General features: G+C 65.7%; 20 protein-coding genes and 2 tRNA genes. 8 read left to right on the forward strand and 14 right to left on the reverse strand.

The features are described from left to right. Positions 1-69 precede the first annotated feature (69 nt). The 4 genes from AC07Q9_RS00745 to hemP all read left to right on the forward strand — a co-directional run bounded on the left by AC07Q9_RS00745 (position 70) and on the right by hemP (position 2,237). Positions 70-759 carry an energy transducer TonB gene (locus AC07Q9_RS00745; RefSeq protein ID WP_070059744.1) on the forward strand — a complete coding sequence of 230 codons (690 nt, stop codon included), beginning with the start codon at positions 70-72 and terminating at the stop codon, positions 757-759. A gap of 22 nt (positions 760-781) precedes the next feature. Beyond that, complete coding sequence (locus tag AC07Q9_RS00750; protein WP_099796210.1) at positions 782-1,498, forward strand: MotA/TolQ/ExbB proton channel family protein; 717 nt, start codon at positions 782-784, stop codon at positions 1,496-1,498. An 8-nt stretch (positions 1,499-1,506) separates the two neighbouring features. Further along, positions 1,507-1,920: an ExbD/TolR family protein gene (locus AC07Q9_RS00755; protein WP_056583083.1), complete on the forward strand. Its 414-nt coding sequence runs from the start codon at positions 1,507-1,509 to the stop codon at positions 1,918-1,920. 104 nt (positions 1,921-2,024) lie between these two features. After that, positions 2,025-2,237 carry a hemin uptake protein HemP gene (hemP, locus tag AC07Q9_RS00760; RefSeq protein WP_099796208.1) on the forward strand — a complete coding sequence of 71 codons (213 nt, stop codon included), beginning with the start codon at positions 2,025-2,027 and terminating at the stop codon, positions 2,235-2,237. A gap of 184 nt (positions 2,238-2,421) precedes the next feature. Here the strand turns inward: hemP and AC07Q9_RS00765 are convergent, their stop codons facing one another. Then, on the reverse strand, positions 2,422-2,829 hold the full coding sequence (locus AC07Q9_RS00765; RefSeq protein WP_495306900.1) for a GlcG/HbpS family heme-binding protein: 408 nt from the start codon (positions 2,827-2,829) through the stop codon (positions 2,422-2,424). A gap of 171 nt (positions 2,830-3,000) precedes the next feature. On the opposite strand from AC07Q9_RS00765, the gene AC07Q9_RS00770 reads away from it, so the two are divergent. Next, a complete protein-coding gene (locus tag AC07Q9_RS00770; protein WP_099796206.1) occupies positions 3,001-3,702 on the forward strand; it encodes a Bax inhibitor-1/YccA family protein in 702 nt (233 codons plus the stop codon). Positions 3,703-3,747: 45 nt separating this feature from the next. Here AC07Q9_RS00770 and rlmD read toward each other — a convergent pair whose 3' ends face one another. The 5 genes from rlmD to surE form a co-directional block, all read right to left on the reverse strand. After that, entirely contained in the window at positions 3,748-5,184 is a 1,437-nt protein-coding gene (rlmD, locus tag AC07Q9_RS00775) for a 23S rRNA (uracil(1939)-C(5))-methyltransferase RlmD (protein WP_390345153.1), read from the reverse strand. A 67-nt stretch (positions 5,185-5,251) separates the two neighbouring features. Further along, on the reverse strand, positions 5,252-6,325 hold the full coding sequence (locus AC07Q9_RS00780) for a sigma-70 family RNA polymerase sigma factor (RefSeq protein ID WP_492681046.1): 1,074 nt from the start codon (positions 6,323-6,325) through the stop codon (positions 5,252-5,254). A gap of 4 nt (positions 6,326-6,329) precedes the next feature. Further along, positions 6,330-7,250, reverse strand: coding sequence for a peptidoglycan DD-metalloendopeptidase family protein (locus tag AC07Q9_RS00785; RefSeq protein WP_495306901.1), 921 nt, complete (start codon positions 7,248-7,250; stop codon positions 6,330-6,332). Positions 7,251-7,261: 11 nt separating this feature from the next. Next, complete coding sequence (locus AC07Q9_RS00790) at positions 7,262-8,038, reverse strand: protein-L-isoaspartate(D-aspartate) O-methyltransferase (protein WP_495306902.1); 777 nt, start codon at positions 8,036-8,038, stop codon at positions 7,262-7,264. Positions 8,039-8,042: 4 nt separating this feature from the next. Next, positions 8,043-8,801 carry a 5'/3'-nucleotidase SurE gene (surE, locus tag AC07Q9_RS00795; protein ID WP_489057437.1) on the reverse strand — a complete coding sequence of 253 codons (759 nt, stop codon included), beginning with the start codon at positions 8,799-8,801 and terminating at the stop codon, positions 8,043-8,045. 128 nt (positions 8,802-8,929) lie between these two features. On the opposite strand from surE, the gene AC07Q9_RS00800 reads away from it, so the two are divergent. Beyond that, a complete protein-coding gene (locus AC07Q9_RS00800; protein ID WP_095744683.1) occupies positions 8,930-9,916 on the forward strand; it encodes an NADPH:quinone oxidoreductase family protein in 987 nt (328 codons plus the stop codon). A 97-nt stretch (positions 9,917-10,013) separates the two neighbouring features. On the opposite strand, the gene AC07Q9_RS00805 is transcribed toward AC07Q9_RS00800, so the two are convergent. Both AC07Q9_RS00805 and AC07Q9_RS00810 read right to left on the reverse strand, forming a co-directional pair. Beyond that, positions 10,014-10,361, reverse strand: a complete 348-nt coding sequence (locus tag AC07Q9_RS00805) for an H-NS histone family protein (RefSeq protein WP_369647662.1) — start codon at positions 10,359-10,361, stop codon at positions 10,014-10,016. A 285-nt stretch (positions 10,362-10,646) separates the two neighbouring features. Next, positions 10,647-10,722: transfer RNA gene (locus AC07Q9_RS00810), tRNA-His, on the reverse strand. Between the two features lie 277 nt (positions 10,723-10,999). Between AC07Q9_RS00810 and AC07Q9_RS00815 the strand changes: the two genes are divergently transcribed. Continuing rightward, positions 11,000-11,248, forward strand: a complete 249-nt coding sequence (locus tag AC07Q9_RS00815) for a GlsB/YeaQ/YmgE family stress response membrane protein (protein ID WP_495306903.1) — start codon at positions 11,000-11,002, stop codon at positions 11,246-11,248. 97 nt (positions 11,249-11,345) lie between these two features. Then, on the forward strand, positions 11,346-11,678 hold the full coding sequence (locus tag AC07Q9_RS00820) for a hypothetical protein (protein ID WP_095744681.1): 333 nt from the start codon (positions 11,346-11,348) through the stop codon (positions 11,676-11,678). A gap of 6 nt (positions 11,679-11,684) precedes the next feature. On the opposite strand, the gene AC07Q9_RS00825 is transcribed toward AC07Q9_RS00820, so the two are convergent. From AC07Q9_RS00825 to AC07Q9_RS00850, 6 genes are all read right to left on the reverse strand, one after another. After that, entirely contained in the window at positions 11,685-12,359 is a 675-nt protein-coding gene (locus tag AC07Q9_RS00825) for a histidine phosphatase family protein (protein ID WP_099796198.1), read from the reverse strand. Positions 12,360-12,468: 109 nt separating this feature from the next. Then, entirely contained in the window at positions 12,469-14,388 is a 1,920-nt protein-coding gene (locus tag AC07Q9_RS00830; protein ID WP_495306904.1) for a SurA N-terminal domain-containing protein, read from the reverse strand. A 76-nt stretch (positions 14,389-14,464) separates the two neighbouring features. Continuing rightward, a tRNA-Val gene (locus AC07Q9_RS00835) sits at positions 14,465-14,540 on the reverse strand. Positions 14,541-14,569: 29 nt separating this feature from the next. Then, a complete protein-coding gene (locus AC07Q9_RS00840; protein ID WP_007830705.1) occupies positions 14,570-14,842 on the reverse strand; it encodes an HU family DNA-binding protein in 273 nt (90 codons plus the stop codon). A 209-nt stretch (positions 14,843-15,051) separates the two neighbouring features. Continuing rightward, positions 15,052-16,137: a tartrate dehydrogenase gene (locus AC07Q9_RS00845; RefSeq protein WP_495306905.1), complete on the reverse strand. Its 1,086-nt coding sequence runs from the start codon at positions 16,135-16,137 to the stop codon at positions 15,052-15,054. Then, positions 16,134-17,045 carry an alpha/beta fold hydrolase gene (locus AC07Q9_RS00850; RefSeq protein WP_495306906.1) on the reverse strand — a complete coding sequence of 304 codons (912 nt, stop codon included), beginning with the start codon at positions 17,043-17,045 and terminating at the stop codon, positions 16,134-16,136. Before AC07Q9_RS00850 ends, AC07Q9_RS00845 begins: the two co-directional genes overlap by 4 nt. Positions 17,046-17,051 lie beyond the last annotated feature (6 nt).

The raw sequence follows: 17,051 nt of genomic DNA on the forward strand, positions 1-17,051 counted from the left end.
AAGTAGCGTCTCTGTAGCGGTTTTGCTGCAATCGGGGCACGATTTGTAGTGCCCGCATTCGAATGGTTGATCGTGTCTGACCGCTTTGCCCCCCCTCCCTCCTTCCTTGGCCTGTCGCGCACTGTCGTCATTGCCGGCGGCGTGATCCTGTTTCACGGCGCCGCGCTGTGGGCGCTGCAAAGCGGCCTGCTGCGCCGGGCCGCCGAAGTGGTGATTCCCGTCGAGATCCTGAGCCAGTTCGTCGAGCCGCCGAAACCCAAGGCCGATCCGCCGCCCCCGCCTCCTCCGCCGCCGCAGCCCAAGGTGAGCAAGGCGCCGCCGCCGCCGCGCCCGCAGGCCATCCGCGAGCCCAAGCCAACGCCTGCGCCGAATGCGACCTCGGGCACCACCGAGCCGCCGCCCCCGCCCGCTCCACCGGCACCGCCCGCGCCGCCAGCCCCTCCCGCACCGCCGCCGTCGCCTCCAGCGCCGCCCGCCGTGCAACTGCCGTCGAGCAATGCCGACTATTTGCAGAACCCGAAGGCGGTCTACCCCGCCATGAGCAAGCGGCTGGGCGAGCAGGGCAAGGTGATCGTGCGCGTGCTCGTGGGCGCCGACGGCCTGCCCAAGAGCGCCGAGGTCAAGAAATCCAGCGGCTTCGACCGCCTCGACGAGGCGGCCGTGGAATACATCATGAAATGCCGGTTCGTGCCCGGCAAGGTCAACGGCGTGGTGCAGGCCATGTCTTACGACGCCCCCGTCAACTACGTCCTGAACTAATTTTTCTCTGGAGCAACTTCGTATGGATTCCCATTTTGGCTTGATGAACGTCTGGAATCAGGGCGACTTCGTCACCAAGGCTGTCGCGATTCTGTTGATCGGCATGTCCCTCGCATCGTGGATCGTGATCATCGTGAAGGCGCTCGACGTCATCCGCTACAAGCGCTTTGCCAAGCATTCGCAGGACTTCTGGCACAGCGAAGACTTCGCCACCGCCCTGAACAAACTGGGCACCGGCGACGGCAACCCCTTCCGCGCCCTGGCACTCGAGGGCCGCGAGGCCGCTGCCCACCACCGCAACACCAAGGCGCACCTGCATGACGCGCTCGACGTGAGCGACTGGATCACGCGCGCCCTGCGCAACGGCATCGACGCCTTCACGGCCCGCCTGCAGACCGGCCTGGCCATCCTGGCTTCGGTGGGTTCGACGGCACCGTTCATCGGCCTGTTCGGCACCGTCTGGGGCATCTACCACGCGCTGATGAGCATCGGCTCGGCCGGCCAGGCGACCATCGACAAGGTGGCCGGCCCTATCGGCGAAGCACTGATCATGACGGCCCTGGGTCTGGCGGTCGCCATTCCCGCGGTGCTGGGCTACAACGCCCTGGTGCGCGGCAACAAGTTCGTGCTGACCAAGCTCAACAGCTTCGCCCACGACCTGCACGCCTACTTCGTGACCGGCGCCCGCGTGCAAAGCGGCGGCAATGAAGCGATCGTGGTTCCGCTCAAGAAGGGCTGAGCAACATCATGGCTTTCGGAACCCAAGACGAACCCGATGAGGTGATGAACGAGATCAACATGACGCCGCTGGTCGACGTCATGCTGGTGCTCCTGATCATCTTCATCATCACCGTGCCGGTCATGAAGCACGCAGTCAACATCGACCTGCCCCGCGCCAGCAGCGAGCCCGAGCAGCCCAAGCCGCAGAACATCCTGTTCAGCGTCACGGCCGACGGTTCCTATTACTGGAACGAAGAGAAGATCGACGACAGCCAACTGCCGAACCGCCTGGCCGCCGAAGCCGCCAAGGAACCGCAGCCCGAGCTGCACATCCGCGGCGACAAGGCCGTGCGTTACGAGCGCGTGGCCAAGGCCATGGCCGAGGCGCGTGAGGCCGGCGTGCGCAAGATCGGCTTCATCACGGAGCCCGACACGAAGTGATCTGAACGAGTGAAGAAATGATCGAAAAATAAGTTGATCGCGACGATTGACTTTTTATTGAGAATCATTATCATTCACTCATCGCTTCCATAAAGGAACTCCAGATGCCAGCCACACCGAATGCCTTTTCTGTCCTGAACCACCCTTCGCTCGACCAATCGGGTGGCGGTCATGCATCGATCCAGGTGGCGCGTCCGGCGCCGATGGTCGAAAGCACGGAGCTTCTGAAAGGAAGCAAGACCGTGGGCATCATGCACAACGGCTCGCTCTACCGGCTTCAGGCCACCAAACTCGGCAAGCTGATCCTGACCAAGTAGGTCGCTCAGCCCGCCCCTCGCGCAAGTTTCATCGTGGGGCGACTCGAGGAGATTCATCTCCGAAGGGTCGTTTTTTGCTAGCCAACGGTTCGCCGACTAGCCAAGCTTTTTTTCACGCTGAAGCCCCGAAAAAGAAAACGCCGACCAGATGGTCGGCGTTTTGCTTTGGGCGAAATGAAAAGGCTTACAGGCCGAGCGCGGCGATGCCGGCCTTGGCGACTTGCGCGTCTTCGTTCGACTTCACGCCGCTCACGCCGACTGCGCCGATGACGTGGCCGTCCTTCACGATCGGCACGCCGCCTTCGAGCAGGCCTTCCACCAGGGGTGCCGTCAGGAACGCGGTGCGGCCGCCGTTGATGATGTCTTCATAGACCTTGCTCTCGCGGCGGCCCATGGCGGCGGTGTGCGCCTTGGCGGGAGCGATGTGCGAGGACAGCGCGGCGGCGCCGTCCAGTCGCTGCAGCCAGAGCAGGTTGCCGGCGTCGTCGGAGATTGCGATGGTCACGGCCCAGTTGTTCTTCAGGGCCTCGGCTTCCGCTGCAGCGGCGATGGCCTTGACGTCGGCGAGTTCGAGGAATGATTTGGTCTTCATGGATAAGCTCAGGTTGCGTCGAAACCCGACAGCATAACGGCGGGGCGCCGCAGCGTCCCGCGGGGGCTTAAGAACAACCGGCATACGGTCTTTGCAGAGCCCCCTCTTGCAGCCCCCTAGAATGCGCCCAACTGCGTGTCATTGCATGCAGCAACCTCAGGAGCTTCGGCCATGAACGACCGTGTGACCACCCTCGACACTTCCACCGGCTACGGCCAGACACTGCCGCAGGCCGAGCGCCAGCGCGTGCTGCGCAACACCTACTGGCTGCTGGCGCTGAGCATGCTGCCCACCGTGCTGGGCGCCTGGATCGGCGTGAGCACCGGCATCACCCGCTCGCTCACCGGCGGACTCGGCCTGATGGTCTTCCTCGGCGGCGCCTTCGGCTTCATGTTCGCGATCGAGAAGACCAAGAACTCGGCCGCTGGCGTGCCGGTGCTGCTGGGCTTCACCTTCTTCATGGGCCTGATGCTCTCGCGCCTGCTCGCGATGGTGCTCGGCTTCAAGAACGGCCCCGAACTGATCATGACGGCCTTCGGCGGCACCGCCGGCGTGTTCTTCGTGATGGCCTCGCTGGCCACGGTCATCAAGCGCGACCTGTCGGGCATGGGCAAGTTCCTGTTCGTCGGTGCGCTGGTGCTGATGCTCGGCGCCGTCATCAACGTCTTCGTGGGCTCGAGCACCGGCATGCTGGTGATCTCGGTGGCGGCCATCGGCATCTTCTCTGCCTACATGCTCTATGACCTCAAGCAGATCATGGACGGCGGCGAAACCAACTACATCAGCGCCACGCTGGCCCTGTACCTGGACATGTTCAATGTGTTCCAGAGCCTGCTGGCCCTGCTGGGCATCTTCGGCGGCGAGCGCGACTGAGCGGCTTCCCCGCCCCCAAGAAAAAAGGCCCCGAGGGGCCTTTTTTCATTCCAGCTCGAAGACCGCGATCGACTCGACGTGCGCCGTGTGCGGGAACATGTTCACCACGCCCGCGAAGGTGCAGCGGTAGCCCGCCTGGTGCACCAGCAGGCCGGCATCGCGCGCCAACGTCGACGGGTTGCAGCTCACGTAGACGATGCGCTTGGGAGGTGTCCAGCCACCCGTGCGCAGTTCAGGCTGTTGGTGCAGGTCGGCCATGGCCTTGGCCAGCGCGAAGGCGCCTTCGCGCGGCGGGTCGACCAGCCACTTGTCGGCGCTGCCGTCGGCCACCAGCATCTCAGGCGTCATGTCGAACAGGTTGCGTGCCACGAACCGGGTGGCCGACAGCGCTCGCCGCTCGGGCGTTGCAGGCTGATTTCTCTGGAAATTGTCGGTGGCGCGTGCCACCAGCGTGTCGCTGCCCTCGATGCCGAGCACCTCGCGCGCCTGGCTCGCCAACGGCAACGTGAAGTTGCCCAGACCGCAGAACCAGTCGATCACGCGCTCTTCGGGCTGCACGTCGAGCAGGCGCAGCGCCTTGCCGACCAGCGCGCGGTTGATGTGCGGGTTGACCTGGGTGAAATCGGTGGGCTTGAACGGCATCGTCACACCGAACGCGGGCAGGCGATAGGCCAGCGGCGTGCCGCCCTCTTCCAGCAGCTTCACGGTGTCCGGGCCCTTGGCCTGCAGCCACCATTGAACGCCTTCGTTCTCGGCCGCGAACGCCTTGAGCCGCCCGATGTCGGCGCCCGACAGCGGCTCCAGGTGCCGCAGCACCAGGGCGATGGTGCCCAGCGCGGTCGAATCCGGCGCGTCGCCGCAGGCCAGCTCGATCTGCGGGCAGGTCTCGCGTGCGTCCATGGAACCGATCAGCGCGCGCAGCGGCATCAGCATGGCGCTGACCTGCTTGGGCAGCACGGGGCAGACCTGCATGTCGGCCAGGTAGCGGCTCTTGCGCTCGTGGAAGCCGATCAGCACCGTGCCCTTCTTGACCACGTGGCGCACCGACAGGCGCGCGCGGTAGCGGTAATGCCAGGCCGGGCCCTCGAGTGGACGCAGCAGGTTCTCCGGCTTGACCTTGCCGAGGTGCCAGAGGTTGTCTTCCAGCGCCCGCTGCTTCACCGCCACCTGGGCGGCAGCGTCGAGGTGCTGCATCTTGCAGCCGCCGCACGCGCCCGTGTGCAGGCCGAAGTGCGGGCACCCCGGGCGCACGCGCTGCGAGGACTCGCGGCGGATCTGCGTGACCGTGCCCTGTTCCCAGTTGTTCTTGCGGCGATGGACGTTGAACTGCACTTCCTCGAAGGGCAGCGCGCCTTCGATGAACACGACCATGCCGTCGGACTTGTGGGAGACGCCTTGCGCGTCCAGGTCGAGCGACTCGACCTGGAGCCATTCATCGGCGGGGTTCGCGGGGACTTTCTTTTCTTCGATGGATTCCGTCATCCCCCGATTGTCTCAGCGTGGCCGGGGCGGTCCGGCCGCGACGGGTTACCTTCTTTTCTTCAGGCCCCTAGAACAGCGCGTCGCGGCCGACGCCGGAGCGCGCCAGCTGCTTGCGCATCTTGGCCAGCGCCTCGTTCTGGATCTGCCGCACGCGCTCGCGCGTCAGGCCCAGCCGCACGCTCAGCACCTCGAGCGTCTCGGGCTCCCGGTCGTGCAGGCCATAGCGGCCTTCAAGCACCTCGCGCTCCCGCGCGTTGAGCGCTTGCACCCATTGGTCGAGCAGACGCTCGACCTCGTGCGTGTGGGTCACGCCCGCCGGGTTGCCCTGTTCGTCGTCGGAGGCCACGGTGTCGGCCAGCGTGAAGCCTTCTTCGCCGCGCGCATCGCCCGCATCGAGCGAACGCGGCGCCTCCGCCAGCGCCAGCAGGTCGGCCACCGCCTGCACCTCGCGACCGAGCAGCGCGGCCACGTCCTCGACGCGCACGCCGTCCGGCCGGCTCGCGAGGAACTCCGCGTCGCCCTCGAGCGTGCGGCGCGCCCGCAGGACCTGCTGCAGCTCGCGCACGACATGCACCGGCAGGCGAATCGCACGCGACTGCGTGATGACGGCGCGCTCGACCGACTGGCGGATCCACCAGGTCGCGTAAGTGGAAAAACGAAACCCGCGCTCGGGCTCGAACTTGGTGATGGCGTGCATCAGCCCCAGGTTGCCTTCCTCGATGAGGTCGGACAGCGGCATGCCGCGCCCCAGGTAGTTCTTGGCGATGTTGACCACGAGCCGCAGGTTGTGCTCGATCATCGATTGCCGCGCCGCGAAGTCGCCGGCGCGCGCGGCGCAGGCGGTGGTGTATTCCTCGGCCGGGGTGAACAGTTCGGTGCGCCGGACCTGGCGCAGGTAGATGGTCAAGGCATCGGCACCCTCGCCGCCCATGACTTCGGTGGCGGCACCGTGAACCGAAGCCGACGCTGCAGAAGCGATCGGCAGGCCGTGGTCGACGTCTTCGGGAAGGGAGTCTGCGCTCAGCGGCTCGTCGCCGCTGTCCTGGTGGCCATTGCGGCCCCCGTTGCTTCGAGGTGAAGGGCTGCCCTGCCCCGCCAGCCCGCGCACGGGCAGTGTGCGGCGAGGGCGGGAGGCAGCCATGGCATCACCGATTGGGCAGGTAGCGCGACGGGTCGACGGGCTTGCCCTGACGGCGGATCTCGAAATGCAGCTTCACGCGATCGGCATCGCTGTTGCCCATTTCGGCGATCTTCTGGCCCTTCTGAACCGACTGGTCTTCCTTCACGAGCAGCGTCTGGTTGTGCGCATACGCCGTGAGGTAGGTGTTGTTGTGCTTCAGGATGATCAGGTTGCCGTAGCCGCGCAGGCCGGCACCGGCGTAGACCACACGACCGTCGGCTGCGGCCAGCACGGGGTCGCCGGCCTTGCCGCTGATGTCGTAGCCCTTGTTCTTGGCTTCGTCGAAACCGGCGATCAGTGAACCGCTCGCGGGCCAGATCCAGCCCAGGTCGTCGTCGCCCGAGTTGCCGCTGCTCGGCCCCGAGGGCGAGGCCGTGACAGGTGCCGGCGGCTTGGTGCCGCTCGCACCGCTGGCCGGCACAGCCGGCGTGACGGAGGCTTGCGGGGCCACCGGCTTCGTGGTCGCACCTTCATTGGAAGAAGAGGAGGACGGTGCCGTGGCAACGGCCGTGCTGCTACTGGCGCCGGTCGGCGGAATCACGCGCAACACCTGGCCGACCTCGATCAGGTCGGGGTTGTCGAGGTTGTTCCAGCGCACGATGTCCTGCCAACGCTGGCCCGTTTCGCTGCCGATACGGCGGATGGAGTCACCGGGGCGCACGGCGTAGTAGCCAGGCTTGCCGTAGTTCTCGATACCGGCGAGCGGCTTGCCGGACGCGTCGGTCGTGATGGGGGGACCACCGGGCGTCGTCGCCCCGGGTGCGCGCGTCATCGTGCCCCGGTCTTCGACCGGCGCGGGACCCCGCGGTGCGGAGCAGCCCGCGATCACGAGCACAACTGCCAACGTGATGCCTGCGAACAAACTCCGATTGCCAAAACCCTGCATTTGTTATTCCTTCAAGCGATGCCCGATTTTAGGGGGACAAAGTGAACCGCCTCAAGAACGCGCCGCTCGAGCCCACGGGGGGTCTTGTCGATCACGACAAGGGCTTGTCCGCCGGTGACTGAATGGGTCGGCGCGACGATGCGCCCGCCCACCGCGAGCTGCGTGATCCAGGCCTCGGGCACGGCCTCGCCGCCAGCCGCGGCGATGATGCCCGCGTACGGTGCGCCCTTCGCGTAACCGATCATGCCGTCACCCAACATCAGGTGCACGGTGGCCAGCCGGAAGTGCCGCAGGTTGGTGCGCGCGCGCTCGTGCAGCCCGCGCAGGCGCTCGATGCTGTAGACCTCGGTGGCCACCTCGTTCAGCACCGCGGCCTGGTAGCCGCAGCCGGTGCCGATCTCGAGCACGCGACCCAATCGATCTTGTGGCTTGCCGGCCAACGCCGGCGCGCCCAGCAGCAGCTCGATCATGCGGGCCACCACATTGGGCTTGGAAATGGTCTGACCCAGCCCGATCGGCAGGCTGGTGTCTTCGTAGGCCTGGTTGACCAGCGCGCTGTCGACGAAGCGATGCCGCTCGACCGCGCCCATGGCACGCAACACGCGCGCATCGCTGATGCCCTGGGCCGCGAGCCTCTGCACCATGCGCGCCCGCACGGCATCGGAGGCCATCGAGGGCGTGGACGGCACCATCGGCTTGACCGGCACGGCGGGCATGCGCCCGCGCGCGGCGGCCGAGGCGGTGGGGGTCAGTCGAACCGGGAAACTGGGCCGTGGAGGGGTCGCCATGTCGTCAATTGCCAAGACGGGCCACCGTCTCGCGCCATTGGCCCAGGTTGGCGTGGTCGGTCAGGTCGATCTGCAGGGGCGTCAGCGCGATGTGGCCTTCGGCGGTCGCGTGGAAGTCGGTGCCCTCCCCGCTGTCCTTGGCACTGCCTGCACCGGCGATCCAGTACATGGTTTCTCCGCGCGGGCTGTCCTGCGTGATCACCTTTTCGGCGGCGTGGCGGCGGCCGAGGCGGCACACCTTGACCGGCTTCAGCTCGTCGAACGGGCGATTCGGCACGTTCACGTTCAGCAGAAAGGCGGGGCCACCGAGCATCTTTTCGCGTTCGATCTGCTGCACGAGCCGGCGCGCCACCTGGGCCGCCGCATCGACATGCGCCCAGCCCTTTTCGATCTGCGAGAACGCGATGGCCGGGATGCCGAACAGGTAGGCCTCCATCGCCGCGCCCACCGTGCCTGAATAGATGGTGTCGTCGCCCATGTTGGCGCCGTTGTTGATGCCCGAGACCACGAGGTCGGGGCGGTAGTCGAGCAGGCCCTTGAGCGCGATGTGCACGCAGTCGGCCGGCGTGCCCGTCACATAGCGGAAGCCGTTGTGCGCCTTGTGCACATACAGCGGTGCGGCCAGCGTCAGTGCGTTCGACTTGGCGCTGTTGTTGTGCTCGGGGGCCACGACCTCGACGTCGGCGATGTCCTTGAGCGCGTCGTGCAGTGCGACGATGCCCGGCGCCTGAAAGCCATCGTCATTGGAAATAAGTATCTTCATGGTGCTTCTGGGTGCAGCGGATTGTAGGTGCGGGGTGCGTCGCAGCAGGGACAACGCCGCACCACAGCGCCGCCTATCATCGCCCCGAATTCATTGCCCACACGACTCATTCGAAGGAGACCCCGAGCATGCACGCATGGCTTTGCGAAAACCCCACCGGCGTTGACGCGCTGACCTGGAAAGAACTGCCCACCCCGACGCCGGGCCCGGGCCAGGTGCTGATCGAAATCAAGGCAGCCAGCCTGAATTTCCCCGACCTGCTGATCGTGCAGAACAAGTACCAGATGAAGCCGCCGCTGCCCTTCGTTCCCGGATCGGAATATGCAGGCGTGATTCAGGCAGTGGGCGAAGGCGTGACACACCTCAAGGTCGGCCAGAACGTGGCGTGCCTCTCGGGCACCGGTGGCTTCGGCACCCACACGCTGGCACCCGCCGCGCTGTGCATGCCGCTGCCCGAAGGCTTCGGCCACGTGGATGCGGCTGCTTTCATCATGATCTACGCCACCTCGTGGCATGCGCTGATGGACCGCGCGCAGCTCAAGGCCGGTGAAACCGTGCTGGTGCTCGGCGCCGCCGGCGGCGTGGGCACCGCGGCGATCCAGATCGCCAAGGCGGCGGGCGCCAAAGTGATTGCCGCGGCATCGACCGACGAGAAGTGCGAACTCTGCCGCTCGATTGGCGCCGACGCGACGATCAATTACACGACGCACGCCCTGCCCAATGGTTTCCGCGATGCCATCAAAGCCGCGACCGACGGCAAAGGCCCGGATGTGATTTACGACCCCGTGGGTGGTGATTTCGCAGAACCGGCATTCCGCTCGATTGGCTGGCGCGGTCGCTATTTGGTGGTCGGTTTTGCGTCGGGCCCGATCCCGTCGCTGCCATTGAATCTGACGCTGCTCAAAGGCGCGTCGCTCGTGGGCGTGTTCTGGGGCGATTTCGCCAAGCGCGAACCCAAGGCCAATGCACAGATGATGGCCGAATTGGCCCAGTGGTACGGCCAGGGAAAAATCAAGCCGGTGATCGACAGCACGATGCCGATGGCCGAATTGAAGGCCGCCTATGCGCACATGGGATCGCGCGGCGTCAAGGGAAAACTGGTGATGGTGAACTGATCGGGCACGCGCGCATCACCCTGCGCGCTTCCCAATAAAAAAGCCCGCCGAAGCGGGCTTTTTTATTGGGCGAATGTCCAATCGATTCTGCAGGCAATCACTTGATCTCGTAATCGGAGAGCGACTTGCCGGCTGCCAGGGCTTCCGTGACCCAGCGCGGCTTGCGGCCACGGCCACCGGACCAGGTTTCGCCCGTCGGGCCGCGGTATTTGGCGGCGGCCTTGGCGGCTGCAGGACCTGCGCTGCGCTTGGTTGCGGTAGCACGACCACCACCCAGCTTCAGATCGGAAGCGGTCAAACCGTATTCCGCAATCTTCCTGCGCACTTCTTCGATCACGCCGGCCCGTTCCTGGTTACGCAGGTCTTCGGCCTGCTTGCGCAATTGGGCAATCTGCTCGTCGTGCTTCTGGATCTGGGAATTGATATCGGCGAGTGACGAAGCCATTGTTGGACTCCTGTTGTGAATTGAAAACGGCTGAATTCTAATTCAAACCACTTTTGCCACAAGCGCCTTTTCAGCAGAAAAATGCAGACGCATTGGTTGAATGCAACAACCCGCAACACACGCGCACCATTTTGGGTACTTTCAAAATCAGGGCGGCGGGGGAAAGAATGCGGCTTGCAACCTGGCGCTTGAAGCGACGGCGAAGCCAGAAATGACAACGCCGGGCAAGCCCGGCGTTGGAATCCCTTGGGTGCTATTGAGAAATAGCGCTGGGACTGAATTTTTTGGGGTGGCTGATGGGACTCGAACCCACGACGACCAGAATCACAATCTGGGACTCTACCAACTGAGCTACAGCCACCGTAGAGCCTCTGATTGTAGCGTTAAAAATCGCGGCTTTCGCTCCCGCGATCACCAAAGACGCTGAAATGCCACATCGATGTGCGGCCCAACGCCTTCAGAGGCCGCCCGCGATGGCCTGGCGCCACACACGCGCCCTGCCCTGTGGGCATAACTTCGCGGTCGCCCGTCCGATGTGCCAGGCCGACGCCGACGCGCGAACGGCTCCGCTATCATGAATGCGAGCGGCCCGACCGGGCCCGGCTTTCGCCACTTCACTTCATCAAAGGAACTTCTTCATGAGCATCGTCTGGACTATCCTGATCGGGTTCGTCGTGGGTCTCGTGGCGCGGGCCGTCAAGCCGGGCGACGATTCCGCCGGTTTCATCGTGACCACGCTGATCGGCGTCGCAGGTTCCGTGGGCGTGACCTACCTCGGCCAAGCGATGGGCTGGTACACCGCCGGCCAGGGCGCCGGCTTCATCGCTTCCGTGCTGGGCGCGATCGTGCTGCTGATTCTCTACGGCCTCATCAAGCGCAAGAGCTGATGACGCCCCCGTCGCTGTGCCGCGCCCTGCGGCCGGCGGCCCCGGCTGACTGAGCCACCGCATTCTTTTCAGCCAGCCCCGCGAGGCCTCCCCGCCGATGCCCCGCAAACCACGCGCCCGTCACCACGTCTATGTGGTCGAACTCGACGATCGCGTCTGGAACAACGGCCGCTTCCGGCGCGCCAACCCAGACTACCAACTCGGCAAGCCCTTCGTCTATGTCGGCATGACCGGCCTGGACCCCGACATCCGCTTCGACAAGCACAAGGCCGGCATCCAGGCCAACCGCTTCGTGCAGGAGTTCGGCCTGCGGCTGCTGCCCGCGCTCTACGAACGCTACAACCCGATGCCGTACGACGACGCGCGGCTGATGGAGGTCGACCTGGGCATCGCCCTGCGCCGCGCCGGCTACGGCGTCTGGCAGGCCTGACGCCGTTCAGGAATACGTGACCCAGTCCTCGTACGCCGGGCCATCGAGGTGCGGCAAGGTGTTGTAGGTCACGAGCATGTGCCGCTTCGGCGTGAAGGCGAACTCGGTCACCGAGCTGTTGCGGATGCGCAGGTTGAGTTCGATGGTCGTCTCGGCGCTGGTGCCCAGCACATGGCCGACCGCAGTGCTGATCGGCCCACCGCTCGACACGACCAGCACCTTCGCGCCGTGGTGCCGCTCGCGCACATGGTCGAGCGCCGTGGTCACGCCGGCCAGGAAGTCGACGTAGCTCGGCATGCCGACCGGTGCCGTGCGCCCCTGCATCCATGCGCCGAGTCCATCGCGCAGCAGACGGAAGTGATGCCGGTACATCTCGGGTGAATCAGGCTTCTCGAGCTTGCCCTGGTGCACCGTGGCGATGACGGCTTCGCTGTCGTATTCGTTGAGTCCCGGCCACGGCAGCACGTCGTCACGCGACAGCCCGAGCCCCTGCGCGATGCCCTCCCAGGTCTGCTTGTGGCGCTTCAGCGTGCCGGTGATGACGGCATCGAAACGCATGCCGCGCTCGCGCCAGTATTCGCCCAGGCGCACGGCCTGCCGGTGACCGAGTTCGCTCAGGTTGTCATAGTCGGCAGCACCGAAACTGGCCTGCCCGTGGCGCACGAGGTAAAGGGTTCCCATGCGCCGGATTCTGGCAAGAAGCGCGACACGCGCTTGTCCCTCGTGCGACCAAAAAAAAGCCCGGGTCGTCGAACCCGGGCTTGTGGCGAGCAACAGTTGCCCGTCTGTCTCAGCGCGCCGCCGCAGCGGTCGGCAGCGTGTCGGCCGGCTTCGGCACGAGGATCTCCACCTTGAAGCGTTGCTTCAGCAGCTCGTAGTACGCAGCGGCTTCGGCGGCAGTCACCGACTGGGCGATCTGCATGCTTTCCTGTTGCGCCTGTTCGGCCGTCGGTGGCGTGCGCGGCACGACCTTGGTCACGCGGACCACGGCGTAGCCTTGCGTGCCCAGATCCACGCCGAGCAGCGCGGGCAGCTTGGCGCCGTCGGCACGCAACGCGGCGTCGATCACCGGTGCGGGCTGCGACTGCGCGTCGATGCGCGACACCGTGACCGGCGCGCCGAAGGTGGCGCCGTCGGCCTTCACCTTCCAGGCGGCGAGCTTGGCTTCGCCCTCGGCCTTGGCCAGTGCAGCGGCGCGCTCGGTGATGAGCTGTGCGCGGATCTTGTCCTTCACCTCGGCCAGCGGAATCGGATGTGCGGCCGTGTACTGCGTCACGCGGCCCGATGCCAGCTGGTTCGGGCCGACTTCGATGGCTTCGGTGTTCTGCTTGCGCTCGAGCGCGTCGGAGGCATACAGCGCCTGCAGGAAGTTGCGGCTGGCGAGCGGGCCGGTGGCGCCCGGTGCGGGCGTGCGCGGCACGTTGGTCGCGGTCTGGATCGTGAGCTTGAGCTTCTCGGCGGCCGGCTTGAGGCTCTCGGGTTGCTGGTACACGGTGTCCGTGAAGATTTCCGCAGCCTTCGCGAATTCCTGCGTGGCCTGTTGCGCGCGCACTTCGCTCTCGATGGTCGCGCGCACCTTCTCGAACGGCGGCACCACGGCCGGCTTGATGTCGGTCAGCTGGATGATGTGATAGCCGAACTCGGTCTCGACGAGGTCGCTGATGTCGCCCTTCTTGAGCGCGAACATCGCGTCTTCGAACGGCTTGACCATCGCGCCGCGCGTGACGAAGTCGAGGTCGCCGCCCTTCTCGGCCGAGCCGGGGTCTTGCGAGTTCTTGCGCGCCACGTCGGCGAAGGTGTTCGGTGCCTTCTTTACATCGGCCAGCAGTTGCTCGGCCTTGGCCTTCGCCTTGGCACGGTCGCCGCTGGACATGCTGGCCGGCGCGGTGATCAGAATGTGGCTCGCTCGGCGCTCTTCCTTGGTGCCGAAGCGCGCGGTGTTCTGCTCGTAGTAGGTCTTGAGGTCGGCTTCGTTCGCGACGATGTTCTTCTTCGCGGCTTCGAGGTCGAGCACGAGGTACTCGATGCTGGCCTGCTCCGGCGCCTGGAACTGTGCCGTGTGGTCCTTGTAGTAGGTCTCGATGTCGGCATCGCTGACCGTCACCTTCGACGCGAAGCCTTCGGGCGCGAAACGCGCCACCTGGATTTCACGGCGGTCGTAGAACGCATTGACGGTGGCCGCGGTCAGTGCCGCCGGCGCGAAGCTCGTGCCGGTCACGCCCAGCAGCACCTGCTGCGAGGCCATGTCGGCGCGCACCGAAGCTTCGTACTGCTCGGGCGTGCGGCCGGTGGCGCGCAGGAAGGCTTCGCGGTCGAACTTGCCGTCGGCCGTGCGGAACGCGGCCAGGCCGGCGTCCTGCGCGAACATGCGCGAGAGGCGGTCTTCCGACACCGACACGTTGGACTTGGCCGCTGCCGCTGCCAGCACGCGATCGCGCACCATGCGTTCCAGCGTGGCGTAGCGCAGCGCGTCGGAGTCGAGCAACGCCGGATCGACGTTGGGCGACTGCTGGCGGATGCGGTCGGTCTCGACGCGGTGCTGCTGGTCCCACTCGGGCTTGGTGATGTCGTGACCCTGGATGCGGGCCACCTTCTCGTCGCCGCCCATGCCCTGGTAGCGCTCGACACCAAAGAAGACGAACGAGGGAATGATCAGCAAGAACAAGAAAATCATCACGACTTTGTTGTACTTGCGGAAGGTATCAAACATGCTTGAACACTCTTTTTCGACGGGCGCCGGACGGCAATAAAAAAGGCGAACCGGTGTTCGCCTTTGCATCGGGTGGTGGTGGGTGCTGAGGGGCTCGAACCCCCGACCTACGCCTTGTAAGGGCGCCGCTCTACCAACTGAGCTAAGCACCCCACCTGGAATACTCTCCGAGTCTACAGCCTCAGTTCAGCGCGTCTTTGAGCGCCTTGCCGGGACGGAACTTCGGGATCTTGGCTGCCTTGATTTTAATCGCGTCGCCGGTGCGGGGATTGCGGCCGGTGCGGGCTGCGCGTTTGCCGACTGCGAAAGTGCCGAAACCGACGAGCGACACGGAACCGCCCTTCTTGAGCGTGGTACGAATGGCGCCAATGGTGGATTCGAGCGCACGGGTCGCTGCGGCTTTGGAAATATCGGCGTTCTTTGCGATGTGCTCAATCAGTTCGGTCTTGTTCACAAGGGCCCCTTGTCGAAAAAAAGTTGGTCGGCTTTCGTCAGCTGCGACCTGGCCGCGACGGGTGCGACTCAAGAACATGGCAGGCCTGACGCCTCGGCAGCGCACTGCCAGCGAGGATTACAACCACTGGTCTGCGGGGTGTCAATAAGACACAACGCACTGCAGCCCAGCGGAGCGCGCGATTTTAGGGGCGTTTCGCGACGTACTTTTCAAAGGGCCTCGGCAATTGCCTTTCCGAGGTCGGCGGTGCCCGCCCGACCGCCGATGTCCGGCGTGCGCGGTGCGCCGCTTTGGGGCGCGAGCACCTTCTCGATGGTCGCCAGGATCGCGTCGTGCGCGTCCTTGTGGCCGAGGAACTCCAGCATCATCGCGCCGCACCAGATCTGGCCGATCGGGTTGGCGATGCCCTGCCCGGCGATGTCCGGCGCCGAGCCGTGCACCGGCTCGAACAGCGAGGGCGTGGTGCGCTCGGGGTTGAGGTTGGCGCTGGGCGCGATGCCGATGGTGCCGGTGCAGGCCGGGCCCAGGTCGGACAGGATGTCGCCGAACAGGTTGCTCGCCACCACCACGTCGAAGAAGTCGGGCCGCTGCACGAAGTGCGCCGTGAGGATGTCGATGTGGAACTTGTCGAGCGTGATGCCCGGGTAGCCCTTGGCCATTTCCACCACGCGCTCGTCCCAGTACGGCATGGTGATCGAGATGCCGTTCGACTTGGTGGCGCTGGTCAGGTGCTTCTTCGGCCGCGATTGCGCAAGCTCGAACGCGAACTTCAGCACGCGGTCGACGCCCACGCGCGACATCACGGTTTCCTGCACCACGATCTCGCGCGGCGTGCCCTGGTACATGCGCCCGCCGATGCTCGAGTACTCGCCCTCGGTGTTCTCGCGCACGATGTACATGTCGATCTCGCCGGGTTGGCGCGGCGAGCCGTCGCGGCGCACCACGGGCGCGACGATGCCGGGCATCAGGCGCGCGGGACGCAGGTTGATGTACTGGTCGAACTCGCGGCGGAACATCAGCAGCGAGCCCCACAGCGACACGTGGTCGGGAATCTTCTCAGGCCAGCCGACCGCGCCGAAGAAGATGGCGTCGTGGCCGCCGATCTGGTCCTTCCAGTTGTCGGGCAGCATCTGGCCGTGCTTCTCGTAATAGTCCCAGCTCGAGAAGTCGAAGTGGTCGAACTTCAGGTCGATGCCGAACTTGCGCGCCGCCGCATCGAGCACGCGCAGCCCCTCGGGCATGACTTCCTTGCCGATGCCGTCGCCGGCGATGACTGCGATTCTGTGGGTGCTCATGAAGTGGCTCCTGGATGTTCAGGGGTAACGAAAAAATTCAGCGCCTCGGCCAGCAAGGCATCGGGGGCTTCTTCGGGGATGTAGTGGCCGCAGGGCAGCGCGTGGCCCGACACGTCGTCGGCCCGTTCGCGCCACAGCGAGAGCACGTCGAATGCGCGCCCCACCGCCCCGTGTTCGCCCCACAGCACACGAAGTGGCTGCGCGAGTCGGCGGCCGGCGGCGATGTCGGCGCGGTCGTGCACGAGGTCGATGGTGGCGGAGGCGCGGTAGTCCTCGCAGATGGATTCGGCCGTGCCCGGGATGGCGATGCAGCGCTCGTACTCGGCCAGCACCTCGGGCGCGAACGGCGCGAGCCCCGCGTGCCGCCCGCCCATCACGCTGCGTATGTAACGTACCGGGTCGGACGCAATCAGCGCCTCGGGCAACGGCGGCGGCTGGATCAGGAAGAACCAGTGCCAATAAGCTGTGGCAAAAGCTTCGGAGGTGCCTTCGTACATGGCCAACGTCGGCGCGATGTCGAGCAGCAACATGCGCTCGACCGCGCCGGGATGGTCGGCCGCGAGCCGGTGCGCCACGCGCGCGCCGCGGTCGTGCGCCAGCACGGCGAAGCGCTCGAAACCATGGTGGCGCATGGCGGCCAGCGCGTCGTGCGCCATCTCCCGCTTGCTGTAGACCGCGTGTTCGGCGTCGGCCGCCGGGCGGCCCGAGTCGCCGTAGCCGCGCAGGTCCACGGCGATCACCGTGAAGCGCTCGGCCAGCGCGGGCGCCACGCGATGCCAGATCGCATGCGTCTGCGGATGGCCGTGCAGCAGCAGCAAGGGCGCGCCCTGCCCGCCGATGCGACCGTGGATGTGCACGCCATCGCGGGCGATGTCGAAGCGGGGAAAGTCGAGGAAGGAAGCCGTCACGCCGCG

This window comes from Variovorax sp. GW821-FHT09A10 (genome assembly GCF_059418385.1).